Origin of the sequence: Variovorax cryoconiti (assembly GCF_051216395.1) — a bacterium.
Classification (GTDB): domain Bacteria; phylum Pseudomonadota; class Gammaproteobacteria; order Burkholderiales; family Burkholderiaceae_C; genus Variovorax.
Map to the genome: position 1 here is coordinate 306,597 of NZ_JBPJZI010000004.1, position 21,761 is coordinate 328,357.

General features: G+C 69.2%; 18 protein-coding genes. 4 read left to right on the forward strand and 14 right to left on the reverse strand.

What is annotated here, in order from left to right; all coding sequences use genetic code 11:
- Entirely contained in the window at window positions 1-960 is a 960-nt protein-coding gene (locus ACSFA2_RS13345) for a LysR family transcriptional regulator (RefSeq protein ID WP_435455782.1), read from the reverse strand.
- A gap of 109 nt (window positions 961-1,069) precedes the next feature.
- Here ACSFA2_RS13345 and ACSFA2_RS13350 point away from each other — a divergent pair, with 109 nt between their 5' ends.
- On the forward strand, window positions 1,070-2,581 hold the full coding sequence (locus ACSFA2_RS13350; protein WP_435455783.1) for a CoA-acylating methylmalonate-semialdehyde dehydrogenase: 1,512 nt from the start codon (window positions 1,070-1,072) through the stop codon (window positions 2,579-2,581).
- A gap of 336 nt (window positions 2,582-2,917) precedes the next feature.
- Here the strand turns inward: ACSFA2_RS13350 and ACSFA2_RS13355 are convergent, their stop codons facing one another.
- From ACSFA2_RS13355 to ACSFA2_RS13385, 7 genes are read right to left on the reverse strand one after another with little or no spacing between them, the layout of a single operon-like run.
- The gene (locus ACSFA2_RS13355) at window positions 2,918-4,390 is read right to left on the reverse strand and encodes an amidase (protein WP_435455784.1); all 1,473 of its coding nucleotides are present in this window, start codon (window positions 4,388-4,390) and stop codon (window positions 2,918-2,920) included.
- A gap of 30 nt (window positions 4,391-4,420) precedes the next feature.
- Entirely contained in the window at window positions 4,421-4,762 is a 342-nt protein-coding gene (locus ACSFA2_RS13360) for an AzlD domain-containing protein (RefSeq protein WP_435455785.1), read from the reverse strand.
- Complete coding sequence (locus ACSFA2_RS13365) at window positions 4,762-5,508, reverse strand: AzlC family ABC transporter permease (protein WP_435455786.1); 747 nt, start codon at window positions 5,506-5,508, stop codon at window positions 4,762-4,764. The genes ACSFA2_RS13360 and ACSFA2_RS13365 overlap by 1 nt, the downstream gene beginning before the upstream one ends.
- Window positions 5,505-7,148, reverse strand: coding sequence for a dipeptide ABC transporter ATP-binding protein (locus ACSFA2_RS13370; protein ID WP_435455787.1), 1,644 nt, complete (start codon window positions 7,146-7,148; stop codon window positions 5,505-5,507). Before ACSFA2_RS13370 ends, ACSFA2_RS13365 begins: the two co-directional genes overlap by 4 nt.
- Window positions 7,149-7,169: 21 nt before the next feature.
- Window positions 7,170-8,042, reverse strand: a complete 873-nt coding sequence (locus ACSFA2_RS13375; RefSeq protein WP_435455788.1) for an ABC transporter permease — start codon at window positions 8,040-8,042, stop codon at window positions 7,170-7,172.
- Window positions 8,043-8,044: 2 nt separating this feature from the next.
- Window positions 8,045-8,986, reverse strand: a complete 942-nt coding sequence (locus ACSFA2_RS13380) for an ABC transporter permease (RefSeq protein ID WP_435455789.1) — start codon at window positions 8,984-8,986, stop codon at window positions 8,045-8,047.
- Between the two features lie 51 nt (window positions 8,987-9,037).
- Window positions 9,038-10,654 (reverse strand): ABC transporter substrate-binding protein, encoded by a 1,617-nt coding sequence (locus tag ACSFA2_RS13385; RefSeq protein ID WP_435455790.1) that lies wholly within the window; start codon window positions 10,652-10,654, stop codon window positions 9,038-9,040.
- 182 nt (window positions 10,655-10,836) lie between these two features.
- On the opposite strand from ACSFA2_RS13385, the gene ACSFA2_RS13390 reads away from it, so the two are divergent.
- Window positions 10,837-12,267, forward strand: a complete 1,431-nt coding sequence (locus ACSFA2_RS13390) for an aminotransferase-like domain-containing protein (protein ID WP_435455791.1) — start codon at window positions 10,837-10,839, stop codon at window positions 12,265-12,267.
- 21 nt (window positions 12,268-12,288) lie between these two features.
- Here ACSFA2_RS13390 and ACSFA2_RS13395 read toward each other — a convergent pair whose 3' ends face one another.
- On the reverse strand, window positions 12,289-13,242 hold the full coding sequence (locus ACSFA2_RS13395; protein ID WP_435455792.1) for a LysR family transcriptional regulator: 954 nt from the start codon (window positions 13,240-13,242) through the stop codon (window positions 12,289-12,291).
- Window positions 13,243-13,342: 100 nt separating this feature from the next.
- Here ACSFA2_RS13395 and aptA point away from each other — a divergent pair, with 100 nt between their 5' ends.
- Both aptA and ACSFA2_RS13405 read left to right on the forward strand, forming a co-directional pair.
- Complete coding sequence (aptA, locus tag ACSFA2_RS13400; protein ID WP_435455793.1) at window positions 13,343-14,695, forward strand: omega-aminotransferase AptA; 1,353 nt, start codon at window positions 13,343-13,345, stop codon at window positions 14,693-14,695.
- A gap of 102 nt (window positions 14,696-14,797) precedes the next feature.
- Window positions 14,798-16,438, forward strand: a complete 1,641-nt coding sequence (locus ACSFA2_RS13405) for a GMC family oxidoreductase (RefSeq protein ID WP_435455794.1) — start codon at window positions 14,798-14,800, stop codon at window positions 16,436-16,438.
- A 531-nt stretch (window positions 16,439-16,969) separates the two neighbouring features.
- Here ACSFA2_RS13405 and ACSFA2_RS13410 read toward each other — a convergent pair.
- From ACSFA2_RS13410 to ACSFA2_RS13430, 5 genes are read right to left on the reverse strand one after another with little or no spacing between them, the layout of a single operon-like run.
- A complete protein-coding gene (locus ACSFA2_RS13410; RefSeq protein WP_435455795.1) occupies window positions 16,970-18,046 on the reverse strand; it encodes an ABC transporter substrate-binding protein in 1,077 nt (358 codons plus the stop codon).
- A 44-nt stretch (window positions 18,047-18,090) separates the two neighbouring features.
- Complete coding sequence (locus ACSFA2_RS13415; RefSeq protein WP_435455796.1) at window positions 18,091-19,233, reverse strand: NAD(P)/FAD-dependent oxidoreductase; 1,143 nt, start codon at window positions 19,231-19,233, stop codon at window positions 18,091-18,093.
- Window positions 19,230-20,633 carry an FAD/NAD(P)-dependent oxidoreductase gene (locus ACSFA2_RS13420; RefSeq protein ID WP_435455797.1) on the reverse strand — a complete coding sequence of 468 codons (1,404 nt, stop codon included), beginning with the start codon at window positions 20,631-20,633 and terminating at the stop codon, window positions 19,230-19,232. Before ACSFA2_RS13420 ends, ACSFA2_RS13415 begins: the two co-directional genes overlap by 4 nt.
- On the reverse strand, window positions 20,630-20,935 hold the full coding sequence (locus tag ACSFA2_RS13425) for a (2Fe-2S)-binding protein (protein ID WP_435455798.1): 306 nt from the start codon (window positions 20,933-20,935) through the stop codon (window positions 20,630-20,632). The genes ACSFA2_RS13420 and ACSFA2_RS13425 overlap by 4 nt, the downstream gene beginning before the upstream one ends.
- Complete coding sequence (locus tag ACSFA2_RS13430) at window positions 20,932-21,729, reverse strand: ABC transporter permease (protein WP_435455799.1); 798 nt, start codon at window positions 21,727-21,729, stop codon at window positions 20,932-20,934. Before ACSFA2_RS13430 ends, ACSFA2_RS13425 begins: the two co-directional genes overlap by 4 nt.
- Window positions 21,730-21,761: the final 32 nt, after the last annotated feature.

A 21,761-nucleotide genomic window follows, 5' to 3' on the forward strand; every position in this document is an offset into this window, starting at 1 on the left:
TCAAGGGTCGACGCCGAAACCGTCGGCCAGCGAGGTGCGCAGCCAGGCGACGAAGGCCGCCACCGCGCGCGGCACATGGCTCGCGTAGGGGCGAATGGCATACAGGCGCTCCCCGAAGGCACCGACCGGCGTCCACTGCGGCAGCACCTCGACCAGCTTGCCCGCGCGCAGCGCCGCCTGCGCGCTGAAGTCCGGCAGCAGCGCGATGCCCAGCCCCGCCAGGGCCGCGTCGCGCAGCGCCTCGCTGTTGTTGGCGGCCAGCGGGCCCGACACCGGCACCGTGACGCGCTGGCCATCGCTGCCCGCACTCCCCGCGCGGCCGGCGCGCCGCTCCAGGTGCCAGGTCGGCGTGTCCTGCGCCCGCGGGTAGTGCAGGCAGTCGTGCGCGGCCAGCGCGGCCGGCGAATCGGGCGTGCCGCGGCGGCGCAGGTAGCCGCGGCTGGCCGCCAGCACCGAGCGGGTCGGGCACAGCACCCAGGCGACGTGCGTGTCCGGCGGCGCGGCGGTGTGGCGGATCGCGAGGTCGAAGCCCTCCATCGCCAGCGAGCTGAGCCGGTCCGACAGGTCGAGCTCGATGCGCACCTCGGGGTAGGTGCGCAGGAAGTCCGCCAGCCGCGGCACCAGCTGCTGGCGCGCGAAGGCGACCGGCGCCGTCACGCGCACCCGCCCACGCGGCACGCCGGCCAGGTCGCGCACGCCGGCGAAGCTGTGGGCAATCTGCTCGAAGTTCGGGCGCATCTCGTCGACCAGCCGCTGCCCGGCTTCGGTGAGCCGCACGCTGCGCGTGGTGCGCTGCACCAGCGGCACGCCCGCCGCCTGTTCCAGCTCGGCGATGCGCTGGCTCATCGCCGCCTTGCTCACGCCCAGGCGCTGCGCCGCGGCCGTGTAGCTGCCCTGCTGCGCCAGCACGGTGAGCGCGTGCAGGTGGGTCCAGAGCGCTTCGATCTTTCGGGAGTCCATGGCTCGATTGTTCACCATATCGAACAATCAGTTAAGCCGGAGGCGGCTTGGCGCCAGGGTGCCGCGTGCCTAAACTGCCCGCATCCCTCCTCGCACACGAGACACCACCATGACCATCGCCTCCATCGACCACTACATCCACGGCCGCGCCGTGGCCAACGGATCCGGCCGCAGCCAGGACGTGACCAACCCCGCCAGCGGCAAGGTCACCGGCAAGGTCGGCCTGGCCGACAAGGCGGCGGTCGACGCCGCCGTGGCAGCCGCGCAAGCCGCCTTCCCGGCCTGGGCCGACACGCCGCCGATCCGCCGCGCCCGCGTGATGTTCAAGTTCCTGCAATTGCTCAACGAGCACAAGGACGAACTGGCCCACCTGATCACCGCCGAGCACGGCAAGGTCTTCACCGACGCACAGGGCGAGGTCAGCCGCGGCATCGACATCGTCGAGTTCGCCTGCGGCATTCCGCAGCTGCTCAAGGGCGACTTCACCGACCAGGTGAGCACGGGCATCGACAACTGGACGCTGCGCCAGCCGCTTGGCGTGGTCGCCGGCATCACGCCGTTCAACTTCCCGGTGATGGTGCCGATGTGGATGTTCCCGGTGGCCATCGCCGCGGGCAACACCTTCATCCTGAAGCCGAGCCCGACCGACCCGAGCGCCTCGCTGAAGATGGCCGAGCTGCTGAAGCAGGCCGGCCTGCCGGACGGCGTGTTCAACGTGGTGCAGGGCGACAAGGTCGCAGTCGATGCGCTGCTCGAGCACCCCGACGTCAAGGCCGTGAGCTTCGTCGGCTCCACCCCGATCGCCAACTACATCTACGAGACCGGCGCCCGCCACGGCAAGCGCGTGCAGGCCCTGGGCGGCGCGAAGAACCACATGGTCGTGATGCCCGACGCCGATATCGACCAGGCGGTCGATGCGCTGATCGGCGCGGGCTACGGCTCGGCCGGCGAGCGCTGCATGGCGATCTCGGTGGCGGTGCTGGTGGGCGACGTGGCCGACCGCCTGCTGCCCAAGCTGATCGAGCGCACCAAGACGCTGAAGGTGCTCGACGGCGAGAACCTGGACGCCGAGATGGGCCCGATCGTCACGCGTGCCGCGCATGAACGCATCACCGGCTATATCGACCTGGGCGTGACGGAAGGCGCCAAGCTGCTGGTCGACGGCCGCCAGTTCGACGGCGCCAAGGCCGGCACCGGTTGCGACGACGGCTACTGGATGGGCGGCACGCTGTTCGACCATGTCACGCCCGAGATGCGCATCTACAAGGAAGAGATCTTCGGCCCGGTGCTGGGTTGCGTGCGCGTCGGCGACCTGAAGGAAGCGGTGGACCTCATCAACGCGCACGAGTTCGGCAACGGTGTGTCGTGCTTCACCCGCGACGGCAACGTGGCGCGCGAGTTCGGCCGCCGCATCCAGGTCGGCATGGTCGGCATCAACGTCCCAATCCCGGTGCCGATGGCGTGGCACGGTTTCGGCGGCTGGAAGCGTTCGCTGTTCGGCGACATGCACGCGTATGGCGAAGAAGGCGTGCGCTTCTATACGAAGCAGAAGTCGATCATGCAGCGCTGGCCGGAGAGCATCGGCAAGGGTGCTGAGTTCGTGATGCCGACGGCGAAGTAACTCGACGGCTTCCATGTAAAACGCCGCGGGCCTTTGTTGGTCCGCGGCGTTTTCCTTTGGGGCGCCGATGTTCAGGGTGGGCTCGAGGGCGATGGGTGACTCCTTCCGCTCATGTCCCCCGGCTTCGCCTCCTCCTTTACTTCACTGCAGGAGTCACCCACCACCCTCGGCCTGGACGCGCTGTGTCGTGCAGCGTGATCAACCACCGCCGTCACTAGGCTCAGGTCGGTGCGGTGTACTGCGCAGTGAGGTAAAGGAGGAGACCGCAGGCCGGGGGACACGAACGGAGCAGTGCACCGCGTCGGCATGAGCCCGGCGCGCGGCGTCTCAGCAAGTTCAAGCCCCGGTCACATGCACCCCAGGCCGCAGCCCCGCGTTCCACTTGCCGCCAATGGCCCGCTCGATCTGCGCCGCCAGTTGCAGCAGCAGCCCGTCATTCGCCTGACGCGCCTGCGCCTGGATGCCCAGCGGCAATCCGTTCTCCTGCGCGGCCAGCGGCAGCGAGATGCCCGGCATGCCGCACAGGTTGGCGAGCGGCGTGTATGCGAAGTTCTGCCACAGGTTGGCGAACCAGTCGTAGACCGATGGCGTGTCGCTGGTGGTGAGGTACTCCGGCGTGCCGACCTTGACCGTCGGCAGCGCGGTGATCGGCGTGAGGATGATGTCCCAGTCCTCGAAGAAATTTCCGAAGGCGCGCGAGGTGGTGTTGAACACCGCCTGCATCTTCGAGCGCTCGGTGTACGAGGTGTCGAGGCCGGCTTCCCAGATCTTGATGTTGATCGGCTCCAGCAGCTCGGCCGGCGGGCGCTCGTGGCCCAGGCGCGCGATCTGGCCGGCGATGACCTGCGCGAAGTTGCTGATGTAGCAGGTCGTCTGCGCCGCGAAGGCGGTCTGGAAGTCGACCTTCGGCAGCGCCCATTCGACATGGTGGCCCAGTCCTTCGAGGAAGCGGCCGACGCGCTCCAGTTCGGCCACGAAATGCGGCGTGGCGCGGTAGTCGCCCCACTCGTGCGACAGCGCGATGCGCAGGCGGCCCGGGTCCTTCTTGATGAGTTCGCTGTACGGCTCGGCCGGCGACCAGAAGGGCATGAACTCGCCGGGCGCGCCGCCGCGGCACTGGTCGACGAAGGCTGCGGTGTCGCGCACCGTGCGGCTGTGGCAGCCCTGGATCGAGACGAGGCCGGACAGGTCCGACAGGTTCGGTGCGAGCGAGAACACGCCGCGCGACACCTTCAGCCCGATGTTGCCGTTGGCCCCGGCCGGGATGCGGATCGAGCCGCCGCCGTCGGTGGCATGTGACATCGGCAGCACGCCCGCCGCCACGATGGCCGCCGTGCCGGCCGACGAGCCGTAGGTGGTGTAGGCCGTGTCCCACGGGTTGCGCGTCGTGTAGAGCGTGTTCTCCGCCGAGCTGCACACGCCGAACTCGGGCGTGGTGGTGCGGCCCATGATGTTCAGGCCCGCCTGACGGATCTTGCCGGTGAGGAAGCTGTCCTCGGCCGGACGGTGGCCCTGCATCAGCAGCGAGCCGAATTCCTGCAGCCGGCCCTTGAGCGTCGGGCCCAGGTCCTTCATCAGGTAGGGCACGCCGGCGAAGGTGCCGTCGATGTTCGTTTCGTTGCCCACCGGGTCGGCCACCGCGTCGTCGAAGACCTCGACCACGGCATTCAGCGAGCCATCGACCTTGGCGATGGCCGCCTTCGCCTGCGCCGCCAGCTCAGCGGGGCTCACCTCGCCCTTGCGCACCCGTTCGGCCAGCGCCGTCGCATCGTGATCCGCCCATTCGGACCAGCTCATTGCCATCGTCATTTCAGTTTCCGTTTCTCTTCAGTTGTCGAATCAAGGCCAGCCCAGTCCCAGCCTCAGCACCATGAGCGTAGCCGTCCCGACCAGGATCGTCCCGGTCACGTCGTTTCGCCGAGCCAGCCAGTACAGCAATGCCGCGGCCACGGCGAACAGGCGCGCATCGCGCCAATCGGCCAGCAGGTGGCCGTTGCTCAGGAAGACCTCGGGCACGACCATGGCCAGCAGCGCTGCCACGGGCGCATGCCGCAGGCCTTGTAGCAGCCAGGCCGGCAAGCGCGGCTCGCTGTTGGACAGCAGGAAGAAGCTGCGCGTGAGCACCGTCACCGCCACCAGCGCGAGCACGGCCAGCCACGCATGCGTCGTGTACCACGACATCAGCGCACGCCCCAACGCTTGTCGGCCCACAGCCCCGCGACGAAGGCGGTGGCGATGGCCGCGACGACATTCAGCCCCATGGGCAGCGAGGCCGTGGCCAGCGCGACCGCGCCCGCCGCCAGCGCCGAGCAGCGCACTGCGCGGTCCGTGAGCATGGGCAGCGCCAATGCCAGCAGCGCCAGCACGCCGATGAAGCGCAGGCCCCACGCCGCCGGAATCGCGTCGGCCAGGAAGATGCCGGCGAGCGAGGCCACGTGCCAGGCGGCCCAGTTGGTAAGCGCCAGCCCCAGGAAGTAGCCCTGCTGCGCCGTCGTCGTGCGGCCGTCGGGCGCAGGCACGGGATAGCGCTGGACGAACTGCGCATACACCGGGTCGCCCGCCAGGTACGAGAACAGCACGCGATGGAACCGGCTGTGCCCGCCGAAGTAGCGACGCCAGTGCACGCTGAAGACGACGAAGCGCAGGTTGAGCACGCCCGCGGTCGCGGCGATCACCCACAGCGGCGCGCCCGCGGCGATCAGCGGCAGGCAGGCCAGCTGCGACGCGCTGGCGAAGACCAGCAGCGACACGCCCAGCACCAGGCCGAGACCGAGGCCGCTCTTGGCCATCGCCACGCCGGCGACCAGCCCCATGGCCACGGTGCCCAGCGCGGCGCCGGCGATGTCGCGCCGGCCGGCCGCGAAGGCGGCACGCCAGGCCGGGTCGGCCCGCGCCGTGCGCCAGGCGGCGACGCTCGGCAGGTTCATGCGCCAGCGAGTTCCGCGCGCGGCGCGGCGGCGAGCAGCCGGCGCGTGTAGTCCTCGGCCGGTGCGCCGAACACCCGGCCGGTCGCGCCCTCTTCCACGATGCGGCCCTGGCTCATCACGATCACGCGGTCGCACAGTTGGGCCGCGACGCGCAGGTCGTGCGTGATGAAGAGGATGCCCAGCCCGAGGTCGCGCTGGATCTCGCGCAGCAGGTCGAGGATCTGCGCCTGCACCGACACGTCGAGTGCCGACACCGCCTCGTCGGCCACCAGCACCTGCGGCTGGCAGGCGATGGCACGGGCGATCGCCAGGCGCTGGCGCTGACCACCGGAGAACTGGTGCGGGTAGCGGTCGAGCGCGGTGCGCGGCAGCTGGATGCGGTCCATCAGCTCTTCGGCGGTGCGGCGCGCATGCAGCCGGTCCATGCCGAAGTTCATCGCGCCTTCGACCATCGACGAGCCCACGGTGCGCCGCGGGTTGAGCGAACGGTTCGGGTCCTGGAACACCACCTGGATGCGCGAGCGCAGCGGGCGCAGTCGGCCTTCGGGCAGCGATTCGACCGCGGCATCGCCCCAGCGGATCGACCCCGCGCTGGGGTCGATCAGCCGGATCATGCAGCGCGCGAAGGTCGACTTGCCCGAGCCCGATTCGCCGACCACGCCCACCGTCTCGCCGCGGTGCACGGCGACGCTCGCATCGCGCAGCGCGTCGGTGTGCCTGGCGCGCCCCATCCAGTCGCGCCGCGTGTAGACCTTGCCGACGCCGGTGCCGACCAGCAGCGGCGCGCCGCCGGGCAGCGTGCGCGGCGCAGGCGGCGTCATGCCGGGCACGGCGTCGAGCAGCATGCGCGTGTACGCCTCGCGCGGCCGGCGCAGCACCTGTTCGCACGGGCCCTGCTCCACCAGCGCGCCGCGGTGCATCACCATCACGTCGTCGGCGATCTCGGCGACCACGCCCATGTCGTGCGTGATGAACAGCACCGCGCTGCCCTGCTCGGCCTGCAGTTCGGCGATGAGCTTGAGGATCTCGGCCTGGGTGGTCACGTCGAGCGCCGTGGTCGGCTCGTCGCAGATCAAGAGGCGCGGCTTCAGGATGATCGCCATCGCGATCACGATGCGCTGGCGCTGTCCACCGGAGAGCTGGTGCGGGAAACTCGCGAAGATGCGCGCCGGCTCGGGCAGGCGCACGCGCTCGAAGATTTCGAGGATGCGGGCCTTGCGCTGCGCGGCGTTCCAGTCGGTGTGCGTGCGCAGCAGCTCGTCGACCTGCTCGCCGCAGCCGAGCACCGGGTTGAGCGCGGTCATCGGCTCCTGGAACACCATGCCCATGACGGTGCCGCGCAGCTGGCGCAGGCGCTTGTCAGCGACGAAGCGGCCCTGGTCGACCAGCGTCTCGCCCGACAGCACCACATCACCCCGGGTGACCGTCAGCCCCTTGGCCAGCAGCCCCATCACAGTGGTGGCCAGCACCGACTTGCCGGAGCCGGATTCGCCGACGATGCAGAGCGTGCGCCCGGCTTCGATGCGCAGGTCGAGGCGCTCGATGGCGTGCGGACGGTCGGCGTCAGACGGCAGCGCGACCTGCAGGCCGCGCACTTCGAGGATGGTGTCGCGGGGCGTGGAATCGTTCGTGGCGTTCATGGCAGACAAGGAATGGGACGCTCAGACGCGCTTGGAGAATTTGGGGTCGAGCACGTCGCGCAGCCCGTCGCCCAGCAGGTTGATCGCCAGCACCGTCGGCACCAGGAACAGCGCGGGGAACAGCACGTTGCCGGGGCTCTGCGAGAACTGCACCCGGCCTTCGGCCATGATGTTTCCCCAGGTCGGCACGTCCGACGGCAGACCCAGGCCGAGGAAGCTCAGGATGGCCTCGGTCAGCACGGCCGATGCGGCGATGAAGGTGCCCTGCACAATCAGCGGCGCCAGCGCGTTGGGCAGGATGTCGCGCCACAGGATGGTGACGTCGGGCGTGGCCAGCGCACGCGCGGCCTCGACGAAGGGCTCGTCGCGCAGGCTCATCACCAGCGCGCGCACCAGCCGCGTGACGCGCGGCACCTCGGGCACCGCGATCGCGAGGATCACGGTCGACAGGTTGGCGCCCAGCATGGCCACCAGGGTGATCGCGAGCAGCACGGCGGGGATGGCCATGACGCCATCCATCACGCGCATCAGCACCGCGTCGACCGCGCGGAAATAACCGGCCAGCATGCCCAGCACGCAGCCGAAGGCGATGGCGACGAAGGCGGTGAACAGCCCGACCATCATCGACACACGGGTGCCGTACAGCACGCGGCTCCACACGTCGCGGCCCACGCTGTCGCTGCCCATCCAGAAGGTGTGGGCGATCTGGCTGCCGTCGGGCATCGTCACCTGGCCGGCGGTGCCGGCGTCGACCGAGATGAAGCTCGGGTCCATCGCCGACGGGTCGAAGGTGCCGAGCCAGGGCGCGCACACGCCCATCAGTGCCAGCACCACGAGCACGACGACGCCGCCACGCACGGCGCTGTTGCGCCAGAGTCTTTGGAGGTTGCTCATGATCAGTAACGGATGCGCGGGTCGAGGAAGAGATAACTGATGTCGACCAGCAGATTGACGCCGATGTAGACCAGCGCGAAGAACAGCACCACGCCCTGGAGCACCGGGAAGTCGCGGTTGAGCACCGCATCGACCGTGAGCTGGCCCAGGCCGGGAATGGCGAACACCGTCTCGGTGACGACCACGCCGCCGAGCAGCAGCGCGGCGCTCACGCCGATCACGGTGACCACCGGCACGGCCGCATTGCGCAGCGCGTGGTGCTTGAGCACCTCGAGCTCGGTGATGCCCTTGGCGCGCGCGGTGCGGATGTAGTCTTCCGTCAACGCCTCGCTCACGGCGGCGCGGGTCACGCGCGACAGCAGCGCCACGTAGGTGATGGCGAGCGTGAGGCAGGGCAGCACCAGTTGCCGCATCCACGGCCACACGCCTTCGCCGATGCGCTTGTAGCCCTGCACCGGAAACCACTGCAGCTTCATCGCCAGCAGGTAGATCAGCACATAGCCGATGACGAACACCGGCACCGAGAAGCCGACCACCGAGAAGGACATGACGATCTTGTCCAGCCAGCCGCCCATGCGCCACGCCGCCAGCGTGCCCAGCGGCAGCGCGATGGCCACGGCCAGCAGCAGCGTGCCGGCGGCCAGCGAGAGCGTGGGCTCCATGCGCTGGCCGATCAGTTCGGTCACCGGCTTGTTGAGGAAGAAGGAGAAGCCCAGGTCGCCGTGCAGCACGCCGCTGCCCCAGATGGCGAACTGCGTCCACAGCGGCTTGGTCAGGCCCAGCTGCACGCGGATGCGGTCCAGGTCTTCGTTGGTGGCGCTGTTGCCGCCGATGACGGCGGCGGGGTCGCCCGGCGTGAGCCGGACGATCATGAAGATGGCGATGGCCACGACCAGCAGCACCGGAAGCGTGGCGAGCAGGCGCTTGCCCAGGAAGTTCAGCATGAAAGGTTCCGCGAGGTGACGGCGAACGCGGGGCCGCCGCCCCGCGTGGGCTTATTGCTTCTTGATGTTCCAGTACACCTGCGCACCGGCGGGCACGAGGCCGCTGATGGTCTTGCGCACGGCGGCCGGCTGGTTGTACTGGCCGACCGGCACGTGGGTCGCGGTCTCGAAGGCGCGCAGCTGCGCGGCGGTCGCCAGCTTCTTCTTCTCGGCGTCGGTCTTGGCCTGGGCAAACTGGGCCTTGATCTCCTCGAGCTTCGGATCGCTCTGCCAGCCGAACCAGCCCTTGTCGCCGGTGGCGTTCATCATCGCCATGGTGATCGGGTTCAGGATGTCCGAAGCGGTCCACGAGGTCATGAAGGCGCTCCAGCCGCCGGCCGAGGGCGCGTCCTTCTTGGCGCGGCGCGCGACCAGCGTCGACCAGTCCATGGCCTGCATGTCGACCTTGAAGCCGGCCTGCTCGAGCTGCTGCTTGGCCACCAGCGGCAGCTTGCCGATGGTCGCGTTGTCGGTCGGGCGCATCAGCACCACGGGCTCGCCCTTGTAGCCGGCTTCGGCCAACAGCGCCTTGGCCTTGGCCGGGTTGGCGATGCCGGTGTAGTCGCCGGTCTGCTCCGACTCGAACAGCGTGCCGCAGGGGAACATGCTCTTGCAGTAGCGCGTCAGGCCCGGTGTGCCGACCTGGGTACGCAGGAAGGCTTCCTGGCCGAGCGCCAGCATGGCGGCGCGGCGCACCTTCTCGTTGTCGAAGGGCGGCTGCAGGAAGTTGAAGCGCAGGATGAACTGGTTGCCAGCGGGCTGCGCATCGACCAGCTGGATGTCGGGGTGGGTGCGCAGCGTGGCGTACTGCTCGAAGGCCGGCTGCTCGAGGATGTCGGCTTCGCCGTTGAGCAGCGCGTTCATCTGGGTCTGCGCGTCACGGATGAGCAGCCATTCGACGCGGTCGACGTACACGTTCTTGCCACCCGCCGTGCCCGAAGGCGCTTCGGCACGCGGCTTGTAGCGCGTGTTCTTGGTGAACACTGCACGTTCGCCGGGGCGGAACTCGTCGGCCTTGAAAACGTAGGGGCCGGAGCCGACGGTTTCCTTGATCTGCGTGTCGCCGGGGGTGTCGGCGATGCGCTTGGGCATGATGAAGGGCACGTTCGACGACGGCTTGCCCAGCGCTTCGAGCACCAGGCCGAAGGGCTCCTTGAGCACGAACACGAAGGTCTTCGCGTCGGGCGTCTCGTAGCGCTCCATGTTCTTGGCGAGCTGCGCACCGAAGGTGTCGCGGCTGGCCCAGCGCTTGACGGAGGCGACCACGTCTTCGCTGGTCACCGGCTTGCCGTCGTGGAACTCCAGGCCGTCGCGCAGCGTGAAGCTCCAGGTCTTGCTGTCGGCGGAGACCTTCCACTTGTCGACCATCTGCGGCTTGACGTGGCCTTCGAGGTCGGTGGCGAACAGCGTGTCGTAGACCATGTAGCCGAAGTTGCGCGTGACGTAGGCCGTGGTCCAGATCGGGTCGAGCACCGTGATGTTGGTGCTCGGGATGATCTTGAGGGTGCTGGTCTGCGCCATGGCCGGGGCCATGACCGCGCCCGCGAGCAAGGCGGTGGCGGCCCACTTCGTGACACGGCGCGACAGGAAACCGGTGGGGCGGACGGGCCCGAAAGAGCGTTGCTGCATGGACGTTGGGGGGATTCAGGTTGATGAGCGCAGCCTGCCCATCCGGGCTGGCGTGCTCCGCATTGGGAGCGAAATCGCCTGAAACGCATATGTACAGTTCTGTTTTCTGTTGCAGAACAGTTGAGGCAATATCACCCGATTGGGGCCACGCCTCGCACACAAACCGTGCATCGACCACCGCCATGATCGCCATCGACCCGACCCTTTCGACCCCGCTGGTGCGCCAGGTCTACGACGCCTTGCTGCGCGACATCTCGTCGAGCGCCATGACAGCGGGCGACAAGCTGCCCTCGGTCCGTGGGCTCGCGGCATCGTGCGGCGTGAGCACCATGACAGTGACCAACGCCTACCAGCGCCTGGTGGCCGAAGGCCATGTCGAAGCGCGCAGTGCCAGCGGCTACTACGTCGCGGCGGCCGAGCGCTCGGGCACGCGGCGCAAGCCCTTTGCCGGCCGCACCTCGGTCGATTCGCTGTGGCTGCTCAAGCATGTGTACGAAGACGACCGCAGCCTGCTGAACGCCGGCTGCGGCTGGGTGCCGCCGGAGCTGCTCCACACCGAAGGCGTGCGGCGCGCGCTGGCCGCGCTCTCGCGCAAGTCGGCCGCGGGCCTGGCGAACTACGGCAACCCGTACGGCTACCTGCCACTGCGCCAGCAGATCCAGGTGCTGCTGGCGCAGAAGGGCATCGAGGCGCCGCCGCACCAGATCGTGCTGACGCACGGTGCGTCGCAGGCGCTGATCCTCGCGGCGCGCTGCCTGCTGCAGCCGCACGACGTGGTGCTGGTCGACGAGCCCAGCTCGACCAACCTGTTCGCCATGCTGCGGTCGCTCGACCTGAAGCTCGTGGGCATCGAGCGCACCGCGCAAGGCCCCGACCTCGAGGCGTTGCGCACCTTGGCGCAACGGCACCGCGCCAAGGCCTTCTTCACGACCGCCAACCTGCACAACCCCACCGGCAGCCAGTGCAGCCCGGCGGTCGCCTACCAGTTGCTGCGGCTGGCGGAGGAGCTGGACTTCCACATCGTCGACAACGACACGATGTCCGGCCTGGAGCCGCCCGGCGCCACGTCGCTGGCCAGCCTCGACCGGCTCCAGCGCGTGATCCACATCGGCAGCTTCTCCAAGACGGTGTCGCCCAGCCTGCGCGTGGGCTTCGTGGCCTGCAGCGAGGAATTCGCCGAGAAGCTCATCCTGCACAAGATGGTCAACAGCCTCACGACCTCGGAGCTCAACGAGAAGCTGATGCACGGCGTGCTGGCCGAAGGAAAGTTCCGCGCCCACCTGACGCGCCTGGCCGGGCAACTGCGCGCGGCGCAAGAGAAGGTCTGCGACGGGCTGGAAGCGGCCGGCATGCAGCTCTTCCTGCGGCCGACGGGCGGGCCCTTTCTCTGGGCGCGCTTCGAGCGCGACGATGTCGACATGCGCGCGCTCGCGCAACGCGCCATCGCCGAGGGCTTCCTGCTGGCGCCGGGCGACCTGTTCCGCACCGACCTGCGGCCGACGCCGTGGCTGCGCTTCAACGTGGGCTATGCCGACGATGCGCGGCTCTACCGTTACCTCGCAGCGGAAGGCGGGCGCTCCCGCTCCCGCTCGCGGCGGACGCCGGCGCGCTAAAGCATCTGCCCGCGCCGACGCTCAACCGGCCTCGTGCGCCGCCACCAGGCAGTCCTGAAACAGCTGCGCCGCACGCGACGGCGCCGGCGAACGCCGCAGCAAGCTGACGAAGCGGCAGGCATAGCGGAAGCGCTTGGGCGCCACCGCCTGCATCAACCCGTCCTGCTCGAAGCCCTTGGCGTAGTGATCGGGCAGGAAGCCCAGGTACTGGCCCGACAGCACCAGCATCGCGATCGCCTCCTGGTCGAAGCCGGTGGCCTTGCGCACCAGCCGCGCGCGGTGGCTGAGCTCCATGTTGGGCGAGTGGAAGCCCAGGCCGGCGAAGGCATGCGCGCGCAGCTTTTCCCACGTGAGGCCGGCATGCGCCGCGCCGAACAGCGGGTGCCGCGCACCGCAATACAGCAGCATCGTCTCGCCGAACAGATCGGCATAGGCCAGCGTCTTCGAGCTGCGATGCGCCGGGATGATGCCGACCTGGAAGGGGCCGTCGATCACGCCGCGCTCGATGGCGTTGATGGAGCCGACGTGGATGTTCAGCCGCACCTCGGGCGCGCGCGTCGCGAAGCGCGCGATGGCGTCGCCCACGCGCGCCTGCGGGTTGCTCGCGGTCTTGTCGAACACCGCCACGTCGAGCTGCCCGCCCATGCGGTGGTGGATGTCGTCGATGCTGCTGCGGAAGGCCTCGACCGAGGCCAGCAGGCGCAGCGTCTCGTCGTAGACGCGCTGCCCCTCCGGCGTGAGCGCGAAGCCCGCGCGCCCGCGCCGGCACAGCACCAGGCCCATGCGCGTCTCCAGGTCCTTGACGTGGCGGCTCACGGTGGAGGTGCCGATGTTGAGCTCCAGCTCGGCCGCCGCCATGCCGCCGCATTCGACGACGCTCTTGAACACCTTGAGCAGGCGCAGGTCCATGTCGCTCAGCTGGCCAAGCAAGGCGCGTGATTTTTCGAGAGGTTTCTGGGGTGGCTTTACTTGCATGGATGCTCAAGTGAACTTCGATATTGCGCCATTTTCAGGAATAAGCGCGCGACGAACAATCCGGCGAGCCGATTCATCCCATTCACCCAACGCCGCGCCCATGACCACCCTCACCGCTCCGACCCCGCCTGCCGCCTCCCGCACCGATGCCGCCTGGCTCGACGCGCACTGGATGCCCTTCACCGGCAACCGCAACTTCAAGGCCGACCCGCGCATGGTGGTGGAAGCCAAGGGTGCCTACTTCACCGACGACAGCGGCCGCAAGGTGTTCGACGGCCTGTCGGGCCTGTGGTGCACCGGCCTCGGCCACGGCCGACCCGAGATCACCGAAGCGGTGAGCCGCCAGATCGCCAAGCTCGACTACGCGCCGGCCTTCCAGTTCGGTCACCCGGCCTCGTTCGAGCTGGCCAACAAACTGAAGGAACTCACGCCCGCCGGCCTGGACCACGTCTTTTTCACCGGCTCGGGCTCTGAAGCCGCCGACACCTCGCTCAAGATGGCACGCGCCTACTGGCGCGCCAAGGGCCAGGCCAGCAAGACGCGCCTGATCGGCCGCGAGAAGGGCTACCACGGGGTGAACTTCGGCGGCATCTCGGTGGGCGGCATCGGCGGCAACCGCAAGCTGTTCGGCCAGGCCGTGGAAGCCGACCACCTGCCGCACACCGTGCTGCCCGGCAACACCTTCGTGCGCGGCATGCCGACCGAAGGCGCGCACCTGGCCGACCGTCTGCTCGACCTGATCGCGCTGCACGATGCATCGAACATCGCCGCCGTGATCGTCGAGCCGATGTCCGGCTCGGCCGGCGTGATCGTGCCGCCCGCGGGCTACCTGCAGCGCCTGCGCGACATCTGCACCGCGCACAACATCCTGCTGATCTTCGACGAGGTCATCACCGGCTTCGGTCGCATGGGCGCCATGACCGGCGCCGATGCCTTCGGCGTGACGCCGGACATCATGAACGTCGCCAAGCAGGTGACCAACGGCGCGCAGCCGCTGGGCGCCGTGATCGCCAGCAAGGAGATCTACGACACCTTCATGGCGGCCGGCGGACCGGACTACATGGTCGAGTTCCCGCACGGCTACACCTACTCGGCCCACCCGGTGGCCTGCGCCGCCGGCATCGCGGCGCTCGACGTGCTGACGAGCGAAGACATGGTCGGCCGCGTGCGCGCGCTGGCGCCGCACTTCGAGAACGCGGTGCACAGCCTGAAGGGCAGCCAGCATGTCGCCGACATCCGCAACTTCGGCTTGGCCGCGGGCATCACGCTCTCACCCGTGCCCGGCGAGCCGGCCAAGCGCCCGTACGAAGTGGCGATGGCCTGCTGGAAGAAAGGCTTCTACGTGCGCTACGGCGGCGACACCATCCAGCTCGCACCGCCCTTCATCGCCGAGAAGGCCGAGATCGACCGCATGATCAACGCCCTGGGCGACGCGCTCGCCGAGGTGGCCTGAGCGCCCATGACGTAAGCATCGCGCCAGCGATTGCCCCCTAAACTGCAAAGCCCGAGGCCCGGACACACCGGCCCGGGCTTTCTTTGTTTTGGAGACAACGCGTTGAGCGACACCACATTCGACTACATCGTCATCGGCGGCGGCACGGCCGGCGCGCTGATGTGCAACCGGCTTTCGGCGGACAAGCGCAAGCGCGTGCTGCTGATCGAGGCCGGCCGCAAGGACGACTACCACTGGATCCACATCCCGGTCGGCTACCTCTACTGCATCGGCAACCCGCGCACCGACTGGCTCTACAGCACCGAGCCCGACCCGGGCCTCAACGGCCGCACGCTGCGCTACCCGCGCGGCAAGACGCTGGGCGGCAGTTCCAGCATCAACGGGATGATCTACATGCGCGGCCAATCGCGCGACTACGACCAGTGGGCGCAGCTCACCGGCGATGACGCCTGGAAATGGGAGCACGTGCTGCCGGCCTTCAAGCAGCACGAAGACCACTACCTCGGCGCCGACGAGATGCACGGCGCCGGCGGCGAGTGGCGGGTGGAGAAGCAGCGCCTGCGCTGGGACATCCTCGACGCCTTCGCGCAGGCCGCGCAGGAAGCCGGCATCCCGCATTCCACCGACTTCAACCGCGGCAGCAACGAAGGCGTGGGCTACTTCCAGGTCAACCAGAAGAACGGCTGGCGCTGGAACACGGCCAAGGCCTTCCTGCGGCCGACCTGCTACGGCCGCCCCAACTTCGAGATGTGGACCGGCGCGCAGGTGGCGAAGCTGATCGTCGAGACGCAGCCCGACGGCTCCCAGCGCTGCACCGGCGCGCAGGTATGGGACGGCCAGGAGATGGTGACCGCGCACGCCACCGCCGAGGTGCTGCTGTGCGCCGGCAGCATCGGCTCGCCGCAGACGCTGCAGCTCTCGGGCGTCGGCCCGGCCGACCTGCTGCGCGAACGCGGCATCGACGTGGTCGCCGACCTGCCCGGCGTCGGCGCCAACCTGCAGGACCATCTGCAGATCCGTGCGGTGTTCAAGATCGACGGGGCGCCGACGCTCAACGTGCTGGCGTCGTCGATGATGGGCAAGGCGAAGATCGGGCTCGAGTACCTGATGAAGCGCAGCGGCCCGATGAGCATGGCGCCGTCGCAGCTCGGCGCCTTCACGCGCAGTTCGCCCGACCACGAATGGCCGAACCTCGAGTACCACGTGCAGCCGCTGTCGCTCGACGCCTTCGGCGACCCGCTGCATGCCTTCCCGGCCTTCACCGCGAGCGTGTGCAACCTGAACCCGACCAGCCGCGGCTCGGTGCGCATCAAGAGCGCGCGCTTCGAGGACGCACCGGCGATCGCGCCCAACTACCTGAGCACCGACGAGGATCGCAAGGTCGCGGCCGATTCATTGCGCGTGACGCGTCGCATCGCGGCGCAGCCGGCGTTGTCCAGGTACAAGCCAGTGGAATGGAAGCCAGGGCCGCAGTACGAGAGCGACGACGATCTGGCGCGTCTGGCCGGTGACATCGCGACCACGATCTTTCATCCGGTGGGCACCACGAAGATGGGCGCTGACGGGGACCCGATGGCGGTGCTGGATTCGCGCTTGCGGGTGCGGGATGGGCGGGGCGGGTTGATCGCGGGGCTGCGCGTCGTGGATGCCGGCGCGATGCCGACGATCACGAGTGGGAACACGAACAGTCCGACGTTGATGATGGCGGAGAAGGCGGCGGGGTGGGTGCTGGGGGACGCGTAGGTCTTTGTGGGCGTTTGCGGCGTCCGCCCGGCAGGCGGTGCGGGCCGGTCGACCCCGGTGCGCCGGCCGCTTCGCGGCTTCCCTGCGGTGCTCGCGCCATCGGCTGCGTCGCAGAACTCGCTGCGCTCACTTCGTTCTCTTCGCTCAAACAGCTGCGACGAGTCAGTGGTTGAAGCGCGCTGCGCGCGCAGCCGATGGCGCTGCGCTCCTCAGCGACGCACAGGGGATCGCCCGGCCCGCACCGCCTGCCGGGCTTGGTGGATGCGCGACGACTGCGCTCGCCGAGAAGGATGCACCACGATCGGGTCCACGTCGGTGGGCGGTATGTCTTTGGGCGGCTGTTGAGGCTCCGGCGAGCACCGCAGGGGCAGGCGGATCAGGGCCGCGCGTGTTTGAGCGCAGCGAGTTTGCGCGGACCCCGCCTGACGCGAGGAGCAGCAGCGAAGCCCGAAGGGCCGGAGACGGCTGCCGCCCAAAGGCATACCGCCCGCCGACGCCCCCACGCCCACAGCTATCAGCCCATGAAAACGATCACCGCTCGATCGTCTTATTCCACCGCGCATTCCAAGCCGGCCGGTTCGCATTGATGCTGTCCCAATCCACCGTGATCGCCGTCTTCATATAGCCGTTGATCGCGGCCACCTGCGCGACGCCCTCCCCCACGACCGGTGCCTTGGGGTTGGTCGGGATCTGGCTGCCGTACTGCAGCACGTTCGCTTGCGCCAGCGGCGACAGCAGGAACTCGGTCAGCTTCTGCGCCAGCTCGGGCTCGCTGTTGTTCGCGATCACGCACTGGCCGACGATCAGCACCACAGAGCCCTCCTTCGGGTTCGCGTACTCGACCGGAATGCCCTTGGTCTTCATCGCTGCCACGGCCGTGGGGGTCAGCGGGAAGATCGCCGCCTCGTTGGTCTGGACCATCTCGGAGAGCTTGGCCGAACTCGGGATGTACTCCAGCACGTTCGGCCCGATCGTGGTCGGCCAGGCCTTGAAGCCGGGTTCGACGTTCTTCTCGCTGCCGCCCTGGATGCGGTTGAACATCAGGAAGCCGTGCAGGCCGAAGGACGATGCCGAGGCCGACTGGAACACCACCTTGCCCTTGTACTTCGGGTCGGCCAAGTCCATCCACGAGGTCGGCGCGGCCCAGCCCTTTTCCTTGAACATCTTCGCGTTGTAGGCCAGGCCGGTCATGCCCAGGCTCACGCCGCTGGCCATGTCGCCCTTGAAGCGCGCGGCCGGGTAGATCTCGTTGAGCGCGGCGCTCGGGCGCTGCTTCTCGCACAGGCCCATGCCGATGGCGCGCGCCATGATGCCGTCGTCGAGGAACATCACGTGCATCTGCGGACGGTCCTTGTTGGCCTGCGCCTTGGCCAGGATGTCGGACGAGGTGCCGGGCACCACCACTACCTTGACGTTGTTGGCCTTCTCGAAGGCCGGGAAAACGTACTGCGTGTACGCCTTCTCGAAGGTGCCGCCGTTCATGCCGATGTAGATCGTCTTGGTCTGCGCGCCGGCCATGCCGCTGGCGGCCAGGGCGGCGGCGGCCACCGCGGTGAAGACGGCGCGGCGCAGGGCCGCGGACGGGGGGGCGATGCGGTAGGTGGACATGGCTTTCCTTTCGGTGGGTGAAGGGGATGCTGAGGGGAAACGGATCAATGCGCGAGCGCGGGCTCGGTGACGGGTGCGTTGGCGAAACGGCCGATGCCGAAGGCGTCGATGGGCGTGGTGCTGCGGCCATCGCTCACCAGTTCGGCCAGCACCTCGCCGACGGCGGGCCCGATCTGGAAGCCGGCACCGGCAAAGCCGAAGCCGTGGAACAGCCCGGTCGTCGTGCGGCTCGGGCCGATCACCGGCTGGCGGTCGGGCAGGTAGCCTTCGGTGCCGCTCCAGGTGCGAATGAAATGGGCGTGACGCAGCACGGGCAGCAGCTCGATCGCCTGCGTGGCGAGCGCGGCCATCGAAGCGCGGTCGGACCGCGCGCGGTCGGCATCGAGCGCACGGCCCGGTCCGCCGCCGAGCACCAGGTTGCCGCGCGCGACCTGGCGGCAGTACACGCTGCCGCCTTCGACGCCCAGGCTCCAGTGCATGAAGAAGGGCAGCGGCTCGGTGACCGCCATGGCCGGGTGGCCGGAGTGCATCGGCACCGCGTCGCCGAACTGTTCGGCGATGGTGTTGGCCCAGGCGCCGGCGCAGTTGAGCAGCACCTGCGACTTCACTTGCAGCGCGTTGCCAGCGCGCAGATGGAAGAACTGGCCATCGTGCGCGATCTCGTCGACGCGGGTGCGCTCGTGAATGTCGGCGCCGGCGCGGCGGGCCGCCAGGGCGAAGGCCGGCGACACCAGGCGCGGATTGGCCTGGCCATCTTCCATGCAGAGCGAACCACCCACGGCCTTGCCGCCGAGCCATGGGCACTGTTCGCGCAGCCGCGCACCGGAGAGGATGTCGATACCGAGATCGAAGTCGCGCGCGCTGTCGCGGTAGGCCTCGAGTGCGACCAGATCGGCCTCGCTGCGCGCGATCTTGAAATGGCCCGAGCGGATGTACTCGCCATCGGTGCCGAGCAATTCGGGCAGCCGCCCCCAGATCGCATGCGCGCGCTGCGCCAGCGGCAACTGGCTGATCGGCCGGCCCTGGCGACGCACACCACCGTAGTTCACGCCGCTGGAGCGCGAACCGCACAGGTCGCGCTCCAGCAGCACCACGCGCAGCCCCATGCGACGCAAGGCCAGTGCGGCCGAGCTGCCGACGATGCCACCGCCGACGATGGCGACGTCGGTCACGATGCGCTGCGTCATGCCGCCACCTCCTCGTGCGCCGCGCTCGGCGCATGCACCAGATGGATCGGGATCGGCTTGATCGGCGCCTGCCCACGGAAGCGGCCGACCTGCGCCACCGGCTGTCCCGTGGCGTGCGCGAGGATTTCCGCCGCCGCCACGCCGCACATGCGGCCCTGGCACCGGCCCATGCCGACGCGCGTCAAGGCCTTGAGTCGGTTCATCTCGTCGGCCCCGCTGTCGGCGATGCGGCGGCGCAGTTCCCCGGCCGTGACGTTCTCGCAGCGGCAGACGACGAGTTCGTCGGGCGCCTGCGCGGCCCAGTCGGTGGGAAAGGGAAAGGCGCGCTCGAGGCCGGTGCGGAAGCCCATGAGCTTGTCGAGCTTCTGCTGCAGCACGTCGGCACGCTGCGCATCGACCGTCACGGCGTGGTCGGCCAGCAGTGTGAGTGCTGCGAGTTCACCCGCCCACTCGGCCGCATCGGCCCCCATGATGCCGGCGCCATCGCCCGCGAGGTACACGCCCGGCACGCTGGAGCGGCCGGCCGCATCGCGCTCAGGCAGGTGCGCGCGATGCATCGGCGCGAAGGCGAAGCGGCAGCCCAGCAGGTCGGCCAGCTGGGTTTCAGAACGCAGCGCATAGCCGAAGCCGACGGCGTCGCAATCGAGTGAACGTTCGCGGTCGCCTTCGGCCCAGACGACCGAGCGCACGCGCTCGTCGCCCGGCATGCGAACCAGCCGCACGCCGTTGTGCAGCGCCACACCATGCGCGCGCAGCCAGGCGACGTAGTACATGCCCTTCGCCAACACCGCAGGCTGCCGCAGCATCGCCGGCACGGCCGCGAGCTGATCGGCGAAGCGCGCCGTGTCCAGCACCGCCGCCACCTCGACGCCGGCCTTCGCGTACTGGTACGCCACCAGGTAGAGCAGCGGCCCGGTGCCCGCGAACACCACGCGCGATCCGATGGCGCAGCCCTGGAACTTGAGCGCCACCTGCGCGCCGCCGAGCGTGTACACGCCGGGCAGCGTCCAGCCCGGCACGGGCAGCACGCGGTCGGTGGCGCCGGTGGCGACGATGAGCTGCCGGTAGGGCACGGTGCGCGTGGTCTGCGTGGGGCCGTGCAGCACGTCGAGCTGGTGGTCCTGCACGTTCCACACGAGGCTGTCGGGGCGGTGGTCGATGCGGTCCTGCAGGCCGTCGATCGCCGCGTGCACGGCGTTGGCGCGGGCGGCTTCGGTGCCGTAGAGCGCTTGCGGGGTGCGCTTGAAATGCGCGGGCGGGCGGCGGTAGATCTGGCCGCCGGCACGCGCGGCCTCGTCGATCACGATCGGCCGCAGGCCATGCGCGGCCAGCGTCTGCGCGGCGCGAATGCCGGCCGGGCCGGCGCCGACGATCACGGGCTGCAACGCCGTCGTCGTCATGCGGCCACTCCGCCACTCAACAGCGCCATGCCGGGCACGATGAAGGTCGAGCAGGCGCGCAGCCGCGCGCCGTTGGCGGTGGCGATCCAGCAGTCCTGACAGGCGCCCATCATGCAGAAGCCGGCACGCGGCTCACCGCTGAATTCGTTGCGGCGCAATTGCGCGCTCTGCGTGAGCACGGCGGTCAGCACCGTGTCGCCTTCCAGCGCCTGAACCGGCCGGCCGTCGAGCGTGAACGACACCGCCGCGCGCTGCGTTTCGGCGACACGGTGCAGCAGCGGTTGCACGACGACAGCCGTCACCGATGACCTCCCACCAGCACCCGGTCGAGGCCATAGAGCCGGTCGAGCACGATCATCGCGACGGCCGTGACCGCCACCATCAGCGCCGACACCGCCGCCATCAGCGGATCGATCGACTCGGTCGCGTACATGTACATGCGCACCGGCAGCGTCACCGTGCTCGGCGAGGTGACGAAGATCGACATGGTCACTTCGTCGAAGCTGTTGATGAAGGCCAGCAGCCAGCCGCCCGTGACGCCCGGCAGGATCATCGGCAGCGTGATGCGCTTGAACACCGTCGCCTGGCTCGCGCCCAGCGACAGCGCGGCCTGCTCGGCGCTGCGGTCGAAGCCGACCAGCGCGGCCACCACCAGGCGCAGCGTGTAGGGCGTGACGATCAGCGCGTGCGCGAAGATCAGGAAGCCGAAGCTGCCGGTGCCGCCGACCAGCGCGAAGGTCCGCAGCAGCGCGACGCCCAGCACCAGGTGCGGAATGATCAGCGGCGACAGGAACAGCGCGTTGAGGAAGTCGCGCCCCGGAAAGGCGTAGCGCGTGATCGCCATGCCGGCCGGCACCGCGAGCAGCGTCGCGATGGTCGCGGAGGCGAGCGCCAGCCACAGGCTGTTCCAGAAGGACTGCATGAAGTCCGAATGCTCGAACACCGCGCGGAACCAGCGCAGAGAGAACTCGGTGGTCGGCAGCGTGAGCGTGTTCTCGGGCGTGAAGGCCACCACGCAGACGACCACCAGGGGCGCCAGCATGAAGGCGATGACGAGCGCGTTGAACGCGAGGGCGAGGGGGCCGTTCTTGGTCATGAGGCCTCCCGCCGGGCCGCCCCAAGGGAGGC